Genomic DNA, 14,052 nt, shown 5'->3' with positions numbered 1-14,052 from the left:
CGGCCGACCTGCGCCTCCACGATGCCGCGCATCGCCTGCGCCTGCTGCGTCAGGCTGGTGCCTGTCAGGTAGAAAGTATAGGCCATGAAGGCGACCGCGCCCAGCAGCACGATCGTCAGCCGCCAGCCCCGCGAAATCGGCAGCACCCGGCCCAGCAGGCGCGTGCCGCCGTCCATCATCGTCGCCAGCACCAGCGCGCCCATCACCAGCATCAGCGGCTGCGCCAGCAGCACGACCATGGCAATGGCGATGGCAAGGGCGAACCACACGCCCGCCCGCTGCAATTCCTGCGCGACCAGCGGGCTGCGGACTTCGCTGGGACCGGGTTCCTCGACATGCTGCTGTTTCGCGTCGCTCAAAACCCGTTGCCCCTTCTGCCGTTTATTCCGGGGCTGTAACGCTTTGCGGTCTCAGGCTGTTCCCGGCCCGGCCGCTGCGAAATGCATGAATCCATGTCAGCGGATTCCAGCCTGCATCACCGTCCAGGCTGAAGGTAATGAACTCCGCCCGGCCGCCGATCGCTTCGAAGGGCACCGGCCCGCCCAGGCCATTTTCCTCCAGCGGCGCGCGGCTGTCCGCGCTGTTGTCGCGATTGTCGCCCATCAGGAAGACATGATCGGGTTGCACCCGCACCGGCCCGTACCAGTCGAGCGCGCTCGGCCCCATGTCGATGGTGACATAGGTCTTGCCATTGGGCAGGATTTCCTGCCGCACCGGCAATTCGCAATAGGCCCTGCCATCCTTGTCCGTCACCAGCGCGCCGGGGAATTGCAGCGGCGGGCAGGGGGCATTGCCGTCGACCGGGATGCGCAGCGGTTTCAGCATCTTCTGCTTCACCGCCACGCCGTTCAGGATCACCTGACCGCCGCGCACTTCCACGATGTCGCCGGGCAGGCCGATGACCCGCTTGATATAATCCTCGCGCCGGTTCTGGGGGCTGACGATCACGATGTCGCCGCGTTCGGGCAGCCGCCCCAGCACCCGCCCTTTCAGAAAGGGCAGGGGGTGGAAGCTGGGGGACACATAGGACCAGCCATAGGGATATTTGCTGACCACCAGCCGGTCGCCGGTCAACAGCACCGGCATCATCGATTCGGACGGGATATAGAATGGCTTGGCGACGAAGCTGTGGAACGCCAGCACCGCCAGGATCAGCAGCACGATGCTCTTCACCTCATGCAGCCAGTTGACCGCCGGGGCCTTTGCCTCCTGCGGTGCTTCGGGGGCGGGCTGCTCTTCTGTCAGGTCGATGGCCGTCACGGGCTGGCTTTCGTTTGGGGGATTGTCGCGCACATTGTCGCTCACAGGGGGAGCGCTTCGATGATGACGAAGGCCTGCGCCCATGGATGATCGTCGGTGAGCGTCAGGTGAATGACCGGCCGATGCCCTGCGGGTATCAGCGATTCCAGTCGCGCCAGCGCCCCGCCGGTCAGTTTCAGCGTCGGCGCGCCCGAAGGCGCGTTCACGACGCCGATGTCCTTCATGAACACGCCCGCCTTGAACCCGGTGCCGACCGCCTTGGAAAAGGCCTCCTTGGCGGCAAAGCGCTTGGCCAGCGTGCCTGCCTTCGTAAAGGGGCGGCGATTGCCCTTGGCCTGCTCCATCTGCGTAAAGACCCGCTGTTCGAAACGCTGCCCGAACCGGTCGATCGAATTTTGTATCCGCTCGATATTGCAGAGGTCGGAGCCAAGGCCGATAATCACGTTAAAGCTCCATCACCGCGCCAGATCCATCTGCCGTCGCATTTCGCGGATCGCGCCTTCCAGCCCGCCGAAAATCGCCTCACCAATCAGGAAATGGCCGATATTGAGTTCGGCGACCTGCGGGATGGCGGCGATGGGCGCGACATTGTCGAAGGTCAGGCCATGGCCCGCATGCGGCTCGATCCCGTTCTTGGCCGCCAACGCGGCGGCATCGGCGATCCGGCGCAGCTCGACCGCGCGCGCTTCCCCGGTCAGGTGGGCATAGGCTCCGGTGTGAAATTCCACCACCGGCGCGCCGAGCTTCATCGCCGCCTCGATCTGCGCCGCATCGGCCTCGATGAACAGGCTGACGCGGACGCCCGCGTCATTCAGCTGCCCGACGATCGGCATCAGCGTGTCGAGATGCCCCGCCGCGTCGAGGCCCCCCTCGGTCGTGCGCTCCTCGCGCTTTTCCGGCACGATGCAGGCGGCGTGGGGCTTGTAGCGCAGCGCGATGGCCAGCATCTCGTCCGTCGCCGCCATTTCAAGGTTCAACGGCACGTCCAGCGCCGCCATCAGCATCGCGATGTCTTCGTCGCGGATATGGCGCCTGTCCTCGCGCAGATGTGCGGTGATCCCGTCCGCCCCGGCCTTCACCGCCAGCAGCGCGGCCTTGACCGGATCGGGATGTTCACCCCCGCGCGCATTGCGGATGGTCGCCACATGGTCGATATTGACGCCAAGGCGCAGGGGCGTGGTCATATGGGCTTACTGCTTTCTGCTGCCGGGCTTCATCGCGGGGACCGCCGCCAGTTCGGGCGGGATCGCATCGGCTTCATAAACCGGGAAGTTGATGGAGACGAGGGGGTAGAAGGGCACGCCCAGATCCACTTCGCCCGCCGACCGGTCGACCAGCGCGACTTCGGCGACGACGATGCCGCCTTCCGCCTCGACCGCCTCGATCGCCTGCCGCGACGACAGGCCGGTGGTTACCACGTCTTCGACCATCAGCACTTTCTGGCCCGGCGTGATGCCAAAGCCGCGACGCAGTTCGAACGTGCCTTCGGGCCGCTCCAGAAATACCGCATCCTTGTCCAGCGCGCGGCCGACTTCATGGCCGATGATCAGGCCACCCATGGCGGGCGACACGACCAGATCGATGTCCTGCCGCACTTCGCGGGGCAGTTTCTGCACGGTGGCGCGGGCGAGGCGCCCGGCGCGCTCGGCGTTCATCAATACGCGGGCGCATTGCAGATAATTGGCACTGCGACGGCCCGACGACAGTATGAAATGCCCTTCGAGCAGCGCCCCTGCTGCCCGGAATTCTGCCAATACTTCCTCGTCAGTCATGCCGTCCAATTTCCATGTCGGGCGACCCCGCGCTTGTTGCGCGCGAATACGCCTCTTGATCCGCATGCCATGCCCTTCGGCACGCCATGATTGCGCCCCTGTGCGCGGAGCCTGCCGAATAGGCGGCCAAGGGAAGCGTTGCAACAGCGAAGAAAATCTGCTCCCTGATGCTTGAGGCAGAAAAAAACCATGCTTATAAGCCGCGGAAGAACCAAACGGGCGAGGATCAAAGCGCATGACATGCGCGTCTTCGTTGCAGCGGCGCCAAGGGGTTACGGGGTAGAAGACGCTATGAAGAAGGTGAAATCACTCGTTCTAGCCGGGTTGTTGGCCTTAGCGCCCACCCTCGTTTCACATGCGCCTGCGCTGGCTCAGGACAATGCGGCCACCGCCGCACCGACCGCGGACAATGTGGCGGCACCGGCCGAATCGGCCAATGTCACCGCACCCGCCGCTGCCCAAGCCGCACCCGCGGCCAAGGTCGCCGCCCCGCCCCGGATGAAGCCGACACCGGGCATCGGGATGCCCAAGCCCGGCGAAATCACGCTTCAGGAACAATTTACCGAAACCGGCCATACCGCGCGCTGGCTGCATGACAAGATGCTGCTGCCGCTCATCACCATCATCTCGGTCTTCGTGGCCCTGCTGATGCTCTACGTGATGATCCGTTTCCGCCGCAGCGCCAATCCGGTGCCCTCGAAAACCTCGCACAACACGCTGATCGAAGTGATCTGGACCGTGGTGCCGGTGGTGATCCTGCTGGTCATCGCCGTGCCCTCCATCGGTCTGCTCGCCGATCAGTATAAGCCCGCGCCAAAGGATGCCGTGACGGTCAAGGTCACCGGTTATCAATGGTATTGGGGCTATGAATATCCCGACAACGCCATTCCCGAATTCGTCTCCAACATGCTGACGAAGGAAAAGGCGGCCGAAAATGGCGAACCCTATCTGCTGGCGCCCGACAATCGTCTGGTCCTGCCCGTCGGTCGCCCGATCCGGCTGATCATCACCGGCGCGGACGTGATCCACGCCTTTGCCGTGCCCTCGCTCTGGGTAAAGATGGATGCGGTCCCCGGCCGCCTCAATGAAAAGAGCTTCACCATCGAAAAGCCGGGCGTCTATTACGGCCAATGTTCCGAACTGTGCGGCGCGCGCCACGGCTTCATGCCGATCGCCATCGAAGCGCTGCCGCCCGAACAGTTCGACCAGTGGGTACTCTCGCAGGGCGGCACGCTCGCCGGCAAGGAAGCGGAAAAGACGGCAGACGCCGCACCCGCCGCCGACGCGAAAATCTGATCAGGGGTAGGAACGCCATGACCACCATCACCGCAGATCATCATCACGATCATGCCCATGATCACGATCATCATGATGCCGATCACAAACCGGCCTTTTTCCAGCGCTGGTTCATGTCCACCAATCACAAGGACATCGGCACCCTCTATCTGATCTTCGCGATCATGGCCGGGATCATCGGCGGCGCGATTTCCGGCCTGATGCGCATGGAACTGCGCGAACCGGGCATCCAGTTCCTTCAGACCTGGGCCACCTATATGGACGGTCCCGGCGCGACGCTGGATCAGGCCTATCACCTGTGGAACGTGCTGATCACCGCGCACGGCCTCATCATGGTCTTCTTCATGGTGATGCCCGCGATCATCGGCGGTTTCGGCAACTGGTTCGTGCCGATCATGATCGGTGCGCCGGACATGGCCTTCCCCCGGATGAACAATGTCAGCTTCTGGCTGCTCATCCCGGCCTTCGCACTGCTGCTCGGCTCCACCTTCGTGCCGGGCGGCACGGGCAATGGCGCGGGCACCGGCTGGACCGTCTATGCGCCGCTGTCGACCAGCGGTTCTGCGGGACCGGCGGTCGACATGGCGATCCTGTCGCTGCATATCGCGGGCGCCAGCTCCATCCTTGGCGCGATCAACTTCATCACCACCATTTTGAACATGCGTGCGCCGGGCATGACCCTGCATAAAATGCCGCTGTTCGTCTGGTCGGTGCTGGTCACCGCCTTCCTGCTGCTGCTCGCCCTGCCGGTGCTGGCCGCGGCGATCACGATGCTGCTGACCGACCGCAATTTCGGCACCACCTTCTATGATGCGGCCGGTGGCGGCGACCCCGAACTCTACCAGCATCTCTTCTGGTTCTTCGGCCATCCTGAAGTCTATATCATGATCCTGCCGGGCTTCGGCATCGTCAGCCAGATCATCTCGACCTTCAGCCGCAAGCCGGTATTCGGCTATCTCGGCATGGCCTATGCCATGGTCGCGATCGGCGTGGTCGGCTTCGTCGTGTGGGCGCACCACATGTTCACCACTGGCATGTCGGTGAATGTGAAGATGTATTTCACCGCCGCGACGATGGTCATCGCGGTGCCCACGGGCATCAAGATCTTTTCGTGGATCGCTACCATCTGGGGCGGGTCGATCAGCTACAAGACGCCGATGGTCTGGGCGCTGGGCTTCATCTTCCTCTTCACCGTGGGCGGCGTGACCGGCGTGGTGCTGGCCAATGGCGGCGTGGACGATGTGCTGCACGACACCTATTATGTCGTCGCCCATTTCCACTATGTCCTCTCGCTGGGTGCGGTCTTCTCGCTCTTTGCGGGCTTCTATTACTGGTTCCCGAAAATGTCCGGCCGCATGTATAATGAAGTGCTGGGGCAGCTGCATTTCTGGATCTTCTTCATCGGCGTGAACCTGCTGTTCTTCCCGATGCACTTCCTGGGCCTGTCGGGCATGCCGCGCCGTTACCCCGACTATCCGGAAGCCTTCGCCTACTGGAACAAGGTCGCGACCCATGGCTATGAAATCATGGCGGTCGGCGTGCTGATCTTCCTGATCAACATCTTCTGGTCGCTGTTCGCGGGCAAGAAGGCAGAGGGTAATCCGTGGGGTGAAGGCGCGACGACGCTGGAATGGACGCTGACCAGCCCGCCGCCTTATCACCAGTTCGAAACGCTGCCGGTGATCGACGACAGCCATCATCACTGATGCACAGGCATTGATGCTTAAGGACGCGCCCCGGTTCGCCGGGGCGCTTCGGGGGATAGCCGGGGTTGCGGCCCGTCTGGGTAGGGAGCTGTCGGGATAGGGGCGGACAATCTGCCCACCCCGCCCGCATTGCCCGGATCGGTCGGCGCGTGTAAGGGCGCCGGTCTGAACCCGACAGCATTTTCGACTTGGCCATCCATGGCCTGCGGTGTGGGAAATGCGACATCAAAGGCTGGAGCGGCGCCGCGCATGCGGATCGTTCCATGAGGAGATTATGGCCAGTACGCCGTTCGCCACCGGGGCCGACGCCCCCCCAATGCCCGCGCACTGGCGCGATTTCGTCGCGCTGACGAAGCCGCGCGTCATGACGCTGGTGGTGTTCACGGGCCTGTGCGGATTGCTGGCCGCGCCGGGGCATATCCACCCGATCCTTGCCTTCACCACCATCCTCGCCATCGCCATCGGCGCGGGGGCGGCGGCCGCGCTCAACCAGTGGTATGAAGCGGACGTCGACGCAAAGATGAAGCGCACCGCCAACCGCCCGCTGCCCGCCGGGCGCATGGATCGGCAATCGGCGCTGCATTTCGGCGTTGGCCTTTCCTTCTTCTCGGTCGTGCTGCTGGGGCTGGCGACCAACTGGCTGGCCGCCGCGGTGCTGGCCGTGTCGATCCTCTTCTACGTCATCGTCTATACGATCTGGCTGAAGCCCCGGACGGCGCAGAATATCGTCATCGGCGGCGCGGCGGGCGCCTTCCCCCCGGTCATCGGCTGGGCGGCGGTGACGGGCGACATCACGGCGCTGCCGATCGCGCTGTTCATGCTCATCTTCTTCTGGACGCCGCCCCATTTCTGGGCGCTCGCGCTGTTCGTGAAGACCGATTATGCCGCTGCGGGTATCCCCATGCTGCCGGTCGTTTCGGGCGAAATCGTCACCCGCCGCCACATCTGGGGCTATACCGCGATCATGGCGGTCGCCGCGCTGGCCCCGGTGCTGCTGCATCTGACCGGCATCGTCTATGGCACCGCCGCGATCGTGGGCACCGGGATTTTCGCGGCGCTCGCCTTCGCCGTCTATCGCCACCGGGAAAGCGATCCCGCCCGCATGGCCCCCGAAAAGCGCCTGTTCAAATATTCGATCATTTATCTTTTCCTCCTGTTCGGGGCGGTGGTCGTTGACCGCTGGCTGATGGCGTGACGCCGGAGGAAAATGACCGCATCCGCGCCCGGCAGAAAAGCCGCGCGCTGGTGATGGGCCTGCTGCTGGGCGCGCTGGTCCTGCTGTTCTACGGCATCACCATCGCCAAGATGGGCGGCAACTGATGGCCAGCCTGCCGCCGTCCCCCTTCGACCGTGATCGCCGCAACCGGCGCACGCTGGTCGCGGCGGCGACGGTGGGCCTTGCGATGCTGGGCCTCGGCTTTGCTTCCGTCCCGCTCTACCGCATCTTCTGCGAACAGACCGGCTTTGGCGGCACCACGAAACGCGCCGACGCCGATGTCCGGGTGCAGGCGGCGACCGGCCACACCATGTCGATCCGCTTCGATTCGAATGTGCAGCCGGGCATGCCCTGGCAATTCTACCCCGAACATCGCACCGACACCGTGACCGTGGGGGTCAAGGACATGGCGATCTTCATCGCAAAGAACATGTCGGACAGGCCCGTGACCGGCACCGCCAGCTTCAACGTCACCCCGACGCAGGCGGGCGCCTATTTCACGAAGATCCAGTGTTTCTGCTTCACGCAACAGACGCTGCAACCGGGGCAGGAAGTCCGCATGCCGGTCCTCTATTATGTGGACCCAAAGATTTTGCAGGATCCCGACAACAAGGATACGCAACAAATAACCTTGAGCTACACTTTCTACCCTGTTGAGCAGGATGGGAAGCCAAGCTAAGGTCGCATCCGAATAACGTGCAATCGATCGGGCCGAATGTCGGCCCAGCGAGCAGGCAAGGACATCGCGCAAGCGAGCAGGCCGGAACAATCGCGCAAGCGAACAGGGAAGAGAGAGACTGACATGGCAGGTGCCAAGAATCACGATTATCACATTCTTCCACCCAGCATCTGGCCGCTCTTCGGTTCCATGTCGACGCTCATCATGGCGGCCGGCGCGATCATGTGGATGCATCCCGATGCCATGGGTCCGGGCGGCGGCTGGGTCTTCCTCATCGGTCTGGCGGGCGTGCTCTTCACCTTCTACAGCTGGTGGAGCAATGTGATTGCGGAGGCGCATGCGGGCGATCATACCCCGGTGGTTCAGCTTCACCTGCGCTACGGCATGATCCTGTTCATCGCGTCCGAAGTGATGTTCTTCGTCGGCTGGTTCTGGGCCTTTTTCGACTTCTCGCTTTTCCCGTCGGCGCTCGCCCCGATCGAAGGCATGTTCCCGTCCAAGGGCGTGGAGGTGATGAACGCCTTCGAACTGCCACTGCTCAACACCCTGATCCTGCTCTGCTCCGGCACCACGGTGACCTGGGCGCATCACAGCCTGATCCACGGCGATCGCGACGGCCTGATCAAGGGGCTGTGGTGCACCATCATTCTGGGCGCGATCTTTTCCTGCGTGCAGGCTTATGAATATGCCCACGCCCCGTTCGAATTTGGCGGCAATCCCTACAGCTCGGCCTTCTATATGGCGACCGGCTTCCACGGCTTCCACGTTCTGGTCGGCACCATCTTCCTCGCCGTCAACCTCGCCCGCGCCTATAAGGGGCACTTCACCCCGCGCCAGCATTTCGGTTTCGAAGCCGCCGCATGGTATTGGCATTTCGTCGACGTGGTGTGGCTGTTCCTCTTCGTCGCCGTCTATGTCTGGGGTGGCTGGGGCGCGCCGGTCCATGGCGGCTGAGGGCATGGCCCTTGCCTGATGATTGGAGCGGCCGGGGCGAACACTCCGGCCGTTTTCTTTTAGACCTCTGTTGAACAACCAATATCCCCATTCGCCCTATCGAGGACCGGCATGACCGATCAGCCCGCCAAAGCCCGCATCCCCCTGATCCCGACGATCCTCGTCGCGCTGGCGGTGCTGACCATGATCGGCCTTGGCATCTGGCAGTTTCAGCGCCGCGCGGAAAAGGAAGCGGCCCTTGCGCTCGCCGCCGCCAATCCCGGCCGTCCTGCCGTCGCTTTCCCGAAACTGCCACCGGTCGAACCTGAAATCCTGTTCCGTCCATCCTCCGTCCATTGCCTGCGCGTGGTGGGCTGGCGGGTGGAGGCCGGGCGCGCCGCCGACGGCACGTCGGGCTATCGCCATATCGCCGAATGCGCGACCGGGGCGGAGGGGCCGGGCGTCCTGATCGCGGTCGGCGTGGGGCAAAAGCCGGACGACACGCCCGACTGGACCGGGGGACAAGTCGCAGGCTGGATTTCGCAGGAGCCGGACCATCGCGCCCTTGTCACCCGCATCGATGGCAAGGCGCCGCCGCTACGCCCGATGCTGATCGCGCGGCAGGCGCCAGCGGGCCTGAAACCCGTCGCCCCGCCCAGCGCATCGGAAGTCCCGAACAACCATCTGGCCTATGCGGTGCAATGGTTCTTCTTCGCGGCCGTGGCGGTCGGCATCTATATTCTGGCCCTGCGTCGCCGGAACGCTGTCAAAACCGCCTAATCGCTTGCCCAGCGGGCCGCGTATCGCTACCGCGCTTTCCCATTATGCAATATCAGAGCACCAGGGGGAGCGCGCCCGCGCTCGGGTTTGAGGATGTGACGCTGGCCGGGCTGGCGTCGGATGGCGGCCTGTATCTGCCGGCCAGCTGGCCGGCCTTCACCGCCGACCAGATTCGCGCCCTTGGCGGCCTGTCCTATGTCGAAACCGCCGTGCGCGTGATGGCGCCCTTCGTCGCCGGTTCGCTCAGCGAAGATGAACTGCGCGAACTGTGCACCGCCGCCTATGGCCGTTTCAGCCATCAGGCCGTGACCCCGCTGGTGCAGCTCGACCATCAGCATTGGGTGCTGGAACTCTTCCATGGTCCCACGCTCGCGTTCAAGGATGTCGCGCTTCAGCTGCTCGGCCAGCTGTTCGAACATTTCCTGTCGCGCCGTGACGACCATCTGACCATCATCGGCGCGACGTCGGGCGACACCGGCTCCGCGGCGATTGACGCGGTGGCGGGCCGGGCAAAGGTCGACATCTTCATGCTGCACCCCGAAGGCCGCGTGTCGGATGTCCAGCGGCGCCAGATGACGACCGTGCGTGCGCCCAACGTCTACAACATCGCCATCGACGGCAGCTTCGACGATGCGCAGGCGCTGGTGAAGGCGATGTTCAACGACGCCGATTTCAAGAGCCGCTTCAACCTGTCGGCCGTGAACAGCATCAACTGGGCGCGGCTGATGGCGCAGGTCGTCTATTATTTCTACGCCGCCGTGCGCCTGGGCGCGCCGGACCGGGAAGTCGCCTTCTCCGTCCCCACCGGCAATTTCGGCGATGTCTTCGCGGGCTATGTCGCCGCGCAGATGGGCCTGCCCGTCGCAAAGCTGATCGTGGCGACCAACGTCAACGACATCCTCCACCGCGCACTGGCGGAGGGCGACTATAGCCAGGGTCAGGTCGTGTCGACCGCGACGCCCAGCATGGATATTCAGGTCAGCTCCAACTTCGAACGCCTGCTGTTCGACGCGGGCGGCCGCGACGGCCTCGCGCTCGCCGAACAGATGCGCAGCTTTGAATCGAGCAAGGCGATGCGCCTCACCAATGCGCAGCGCGAAGGGGCCTCGCGCCTCTTCACCTCCTCACGCATCGATGCCGACGGCATGACCATGGCGATGCGCTGGGCCTATGATGCGGCGGGTCAGATCATCGATCCGCACAGCGCCATCGGTCTGGCCGCCGCCCGCACCGCCGGCGTGGATGCCTCCATTCCGGTCGTCACGCTGGCGACCGCCCATGCCGCGAAATTCCCCGACGCGGTCGAACGCGCCACCGGCATGCGCCCGCCGCTGCCCCCGCGCGTGGGCGATCTCTTCGCGCGTGAGGAAAGCTATGTGAAGCTGCCCGGCACGTTCGACGCGATCACCGCCTATGTCGCGGAACGCGCGACCCCGCGCGGCTGATCGGGGCCGACCTTGGAACTCAAAACCCTCATCGGCGAACCCTGGTCGGACTATGGCCTGCTGGACAGCGGCGACGGGCGCAAGCTGGAACGCTATGGCCGTTTCCGCTTCATCCGCCCCGAACCGCAGGCGATGTGGAAGCCCGCGACCACCGACTGGCGCGCCGATGGCGAATTCATTCCGGGGTCCGACGAAGATGGCGGCGGCCGCTGGTATTATGACAAGCCGGTCCCGGCCGAAGGCTGGCCGTTGCACTGGCGCGAAGTCACTTTCCAGTCCAGCTGCACCCCCTTCCGCCACCTCGGCTTCTTCCCCGACATGGCGCCGATCTGGGACGATCTGCGCGCCACCTATGCCGACAAGCCCGATGCGGAGGTGATGAACCTGTTCGGCTATACCGGCGTCGGCACGCTGGCCCTGTCGGCGGGCGGCGCGCGCATGGTGCATGTCGACGCGTCCAAGAAATCGGTGGCGCAGGCCCGCGCCAATGCCGCGCTGTCGGGCATGGATGACAGGCCCGTCCGCTGGATCGTGGAAGACGCCGCCAAATTCGTCGCCCGCGAAGTGCGCCGGGGTCGCCGCTATGACGGCATCCTGCTCGACCCGCCCAAATATGGTCGCGGTCCCGATGGTGAAGTCTGGCGGCTGGAGGAGGATCTGCCCGGCCTGATCGCCAATTGCCGCGCGCTGCTGGATGCGGACAGCCGCTTCCTGTTCCTCACCGTCTACGCGGTGCGCATGTCGGCGCTGGCGATCGGTGAATTGCTGCGTCAGGCGTTCGCCGACCTGCCCGGCACGGTGGAAGCGGGCGAGCTGGCCGTGCAGGAAGAGGCGCGGGGCATCGCGCTGCCTACCGCCATCTGGGCGCGCTGGAAACGCTGAACGGCGCGGCAACGCTTCAGCGCATTCTATAATTTTTGGTAACCATTGGGGGCGTAGCATCGCGGCAAACAGATAAGGCCGCGCATGAACACGTCTCTTACCGCCCGTATTTCCACCTTTGGCGCGATGGTGCTCCTCGCGTTGCTGGCGTTGATGTGGGCGCTGGTCGATGCCTCCATCCAGACGAGCGGCAGCTTTCGCTGGGTCACCCATTCGGCCGAAGTCATCGAAACGATGGACGATGCGGTCGCCGCCGTGCGCGACGCGGAATCGGGCCAGCGCGGCTTCATCCTGACCCGCAACCCTGCCTTTGCCGAAACCGTCGATGCTCGCATCGCATCCGCGCATGAAACGATGGCGCGGCTGACCCGGCTGACGGCGGACAATCAGGCGCAGAATATGCGCGCGCGCGAACTGCAAAGGTTGATGGACCAGCAGATCGTGCTGCTGAACGGCACGCTGGGCGAGGCGCGTCGCGGCGATTTCGAAAAAGCGCGCGCCACCATTGCCAGCGGCGCCGGTCGCGATCTCATGGCCATGATTTCCCTGCGCACCGACAGTTTCCTCAGCGAAGAACGGGTGCTGCGCCAAAGCCGGATAGAGGCGGCGGATCGTCGGCTGGCCTGGGTGCGCGATCTGGCGCTGATCGGCGGACCGGTCATCGCGCTCTGCATCCTGTCGGTGTCGCTGTTGCTCATCCGCCGCATCCGCCGTCCCGCAGGCGTGATCCGCGAAGCGATGACGGCGCTGGGTCTGGGGCGACATGACACCCGCGTGCCCGTGACGACCATGGGGTCGCAGGAATTTACCGATCTGGCCGAAGGCTATAACGCCATGGCCGATCAGCTTCAGGTGGCGATTGCCGATCAGGGTCGCAGCGAGCGCGATCTTCAGGCTGCCCATGGCGAATTGCTGCGCAACGCCGACATCCTGCGCGAACGCGGCGAAGTGATCGAACTGCTGGGCGGCATGGCGCATCGCATGCAGGCGGCGCGCACCGACGATGAACTGGCGCAGGTCATCCGCGTCTTCGTGCCCCGCGTGCTGCCCGGCATTCCCGGCGCGCTCTATGCCCATAACAACAGCCGCAATCTGCTCGTGCCCGTCACCGGCTGGGGCGGGTTCGAACCGGCGCGCGACGGCTTTGCGCCCGACCAGTGCTGGGCGCTGCGTCGCGGCCAGAGCCATTTCGTGACACAGCCGGGCAGCGACATCGTATGCGGTCATGTGGCGGCGGACGCCGTCTATCATTGCGAACCGCTGCTGGCGGGCGGCGAAGTCATCGGCACCCTCTATCTGGAGGGCGAAGTGGCCGACGAAAGCCGTTTCTGCCTGACGGTGATGGCGGAAAATATCAGCTCCGCGCTCGTCAACCATCGCCTGCAACGCGGCCTGCGCGAACAGACGATCCGCGATCCGCTGACGGGCCTCTTCAACCGCCGCTATATGGAAGAGGCGCTGACGATCGAAATCGCCCGCTCGCGCCGCTCCGGCGTGCCGCTGAGCGCCGTGATGTGCGACGTCGATCATTTCAAGCGCTTCAATGACGAGTTCGGCCATGATGCGGGCGACGTCGTGCTTCAGGCGGTCGCCAATGAAATGCGCAGCCGTTTCCGTGATGGCGACATTGTCTGCCGCTATGGTGGGGAAGAATTTGCGATCATCGCGCCCGGCACCACGGCGCAGGCGCTGGCCGCCCGCGTGGAGGAAGTGCGCAAGGGCATCACCGAAATCGTTCTGCGCCATGGCGGGCGGGCGCTGGGATCGACCAGCATGTCCTTCGGCATCGCGACATGGGACGAATCGATGGCGGGCGACGGCGCCGCCCTGCTCCAGCTGGCCGACGCGGCGCTCTACCGGGCCAAGCGCGAAGGCCGCAACCGCACCGTCGTCGACATGCAACAGGCAGCCTGATCCTCCGGAGCATTTTCAAAGCAGATGGTCACATCTGCTGACTCGGAAAATGCGGAAAAAAGAGAACAGAGCATTTTCAAAGCAGATGGCATCATCTGCTGGCTCGGAAAATGCGAAAAACAAAAAGAAATGGAGCGTATCCGATTCGGTATGAACGGATTGCGCTCCA

At 64.2% G+C, this 14,052-nt stretch carries 14 protein-coding genes and 1 pseudogene; 10 read left to right on the top strand and 5 right to left on the bottom strand.

What is annotated here, in order from left to right; translation table 11 throughout:
- From ACOJSJ_RS04525 to pyrE, 5 genes and pseudogenes are all read right to left on the bottom strand, one after another.
- A pseudogene (locus ACOJSJ_RS04525) lies at positions 1 to 359 on the bottom strand (AI-2E family transporter); the annotation flags it as partial.
- Positions 360 to 381: 22 nt separating this feature from the next.
- Complete coding sequence (gene lepB, locus ACOJSJ_RS04520) at positions 382 to 1,260, bottom strand: signal peptidase I (RefSeq protein ID WP_420143799.1); 879 nt, start codon at positions 1,258 to 1,260, stop codon at positions 382 to 384.
- 41 nt (positions 1,261 to 1,301) lie between these two features.
- Complete coding sequence (gene acpS, locus ACOJSJ_RS04515) at positions 1,302 to 1,703, bottom strand: holo-ACP synthase (protein ID WP_420143796.1); 402 nt, start codon at positions 1,701 to 1,703, stop codon at positions 1,302 to 1,304.
- A gap of 12 nt (positions 1,704 to 1,715) precedes the next feature.
- On the bottom strand, positions 1,716 to 2,444 hold the full coding sequence (locus ACOJSJ_RS04510) for a pyridoxine 5'-phosphate synthase (protein ID WP_420143795.1): 729 nt from the start codon (positions 2,442 to 2,444) through the stop codon (positions 1,716 to 1,718).
- A 6-nt stretch (positions 2,445 to 2,450) separates the two neighbouring features.
- A complete protein-coding gene (gene pyrE, locus ACOJSJ_RS04505; RefSeq protein ID WP_420143794.1) occupies positions 2,451 to 3,032 on the bottom strand; it encodes an orotate phosphoribosyltransferase in 582 nt (193 codons plus the stop codon).
- Positions 3,033 to 3,323: 291 nt separating this feature from the next.
- On the opposite strand from pyrE, the gene coxB reads away from it, so the two are divergent.
- The 10 genes from coxB to ACOJSJ_RS04455 all read left to right on the top strand — a co-directional run bounded on the left by coxB (position 3,324) and on the right by ACOJSJ_RS04455 (position 13,883).
- Positions 3,324 to 4,328, top strand: coding sequence for a cytochrome c oxidase subunit II (gene coxB / locus ACOJSJ_RS04500; protein ID WP_420143793.1), 1,005 nt, complete (start codon positions 3,324 to 3,326; stop codon positions 4,326 to 4,328).
- 17 nt (positions 4,329 to 4,345) lie between these two features.
- Positions 4,346 to 6,034, top strand: a complete 1,689-nt coding sequence (gene ctaD / locus ACOJSJ_RS04495) for a cytochrome c oxidase subunit I (protein ID WP_420143792.1) — start codon at positions 4,346 to 4,348, stop codon at positions 6,032 to 6,034.
- A gap of 274 nt (positions 6,035 to 6,308) precedes the next feature.
- Entirely contained in the window at positions 6,309 to 7,229 is a 921-nt protein-coding gene (locus ACOJSJ_RS04490; protein ID WP_420143791.1) for a heme o synthase, read from the top strand.
- A complete protein-coding gene (locus ACOJSJ_RS04485) occupies positions 7,226 to 7,354 on the top strand; it encodes a hypothetical protein (RefSeq protein ID WP_269462514.1) in 129 nt (42 codons plus the stop codon). The genes ACOJSJ_RS04490 and ACOJSJ_RS04485 overlap by 4 nt, the downstream gene beginning before the upstream one ends.
- On the top strand, positions 7,354 to 7,929 hold the full coding sequence (locus ACOJSJ_RS04480) for a cytochrome c oxidase assembly protein (RefSeq protein ID WP_420143790.1): 576 nt from the start codon (positions 7,354 to 7,356) through the stop codon (positions 7,927 to 7,929). Before ACOJSJ_RS04485 ends, ACOJSJ_RS04480 begins: the two co-directional genes overlap by 1 nt.
- 123 nt (positions 7,930 to 8,052) lie before the next feature.
- On the top strand, positions 8,053 to 8,883 hold the full coding sequence (locus ACOJSJ_RS04475; RefSeq protein ID WP_420143789.1) for a cytochrome c oxidase subunit 3: 831 nt from the start codon (positions 8,053 to 8,055) through the stop codon (positions 8,881 to 8,883).
- A 111-nt stretch (positions 8,884 to 8,994) separates the two neighbouring features.
- The gene (locus ACOJSJ_RS04470) at positions 8,995 to 9,642 is read left to right on the top strand and encodes an SURF1 family cytochrome oxidase biogenesis protein (RefSeq protein WP_420143788.1); all 648 of its coding nucleotides are present in this window, start codon (positions 8,995 to 8,997) and stop codon (positions 9,640 to 9,642) included.
- A gap of 44 nt (positions 9,643 to 9,686) precedes the next feature.
- Positions 9,687 to 11,087, top strand: coding sequence for a threonine synthase (gene thrC, locus ACOJSJ_RS04465; RefSeq protein ID WP_420143787.1), 1,401 nt, complete (start codon positions 9,687 to 9,689; stop codon positions 11,085 to 11,087).
- Between the two features lie 12 nt (positions 11,088 to 11,099).
- Complete coding sequence (locus ACOJSJ_RS04460; protein WP_420143786.1) at positions 11,100 to 11,969, top strand: class I SAM-dependent methyltransferase; 870 nt, start codon at positions 11,100 to 11,102, stop codon at positions 11,967 to 11,969.
- An 84-nt stretch (positions 11,970 to 12,053) separates the two neighbouring features.
- A complete protein-coding gene (locus ACOJSJ_RS04455; RefSeq protein ID WP_420143785.1) occupies positions 12,054 to 13,883 on the top strand; it encodes a diguanylate cyclase in 1,830 nt (609 codons plus the stop codon).
- Positions 13,884 to 14,052: the final 169 nt, after the last annotated feature.

The sequence above is a fragment of the Sphingobium sp. genome (genome assembly GCF_048594625.1).
Classification (GTDB): domain Bacteria; phylum Pseudomonadota; class Alphaproteobacteria; order Sphingomonadales; family Sphingomonadaceae; genus Sphingobium.
Note: the sequence above shows the minus strand (reverse complement) of the source record. Positions and strands in the feature narration are given on the sequence as shown.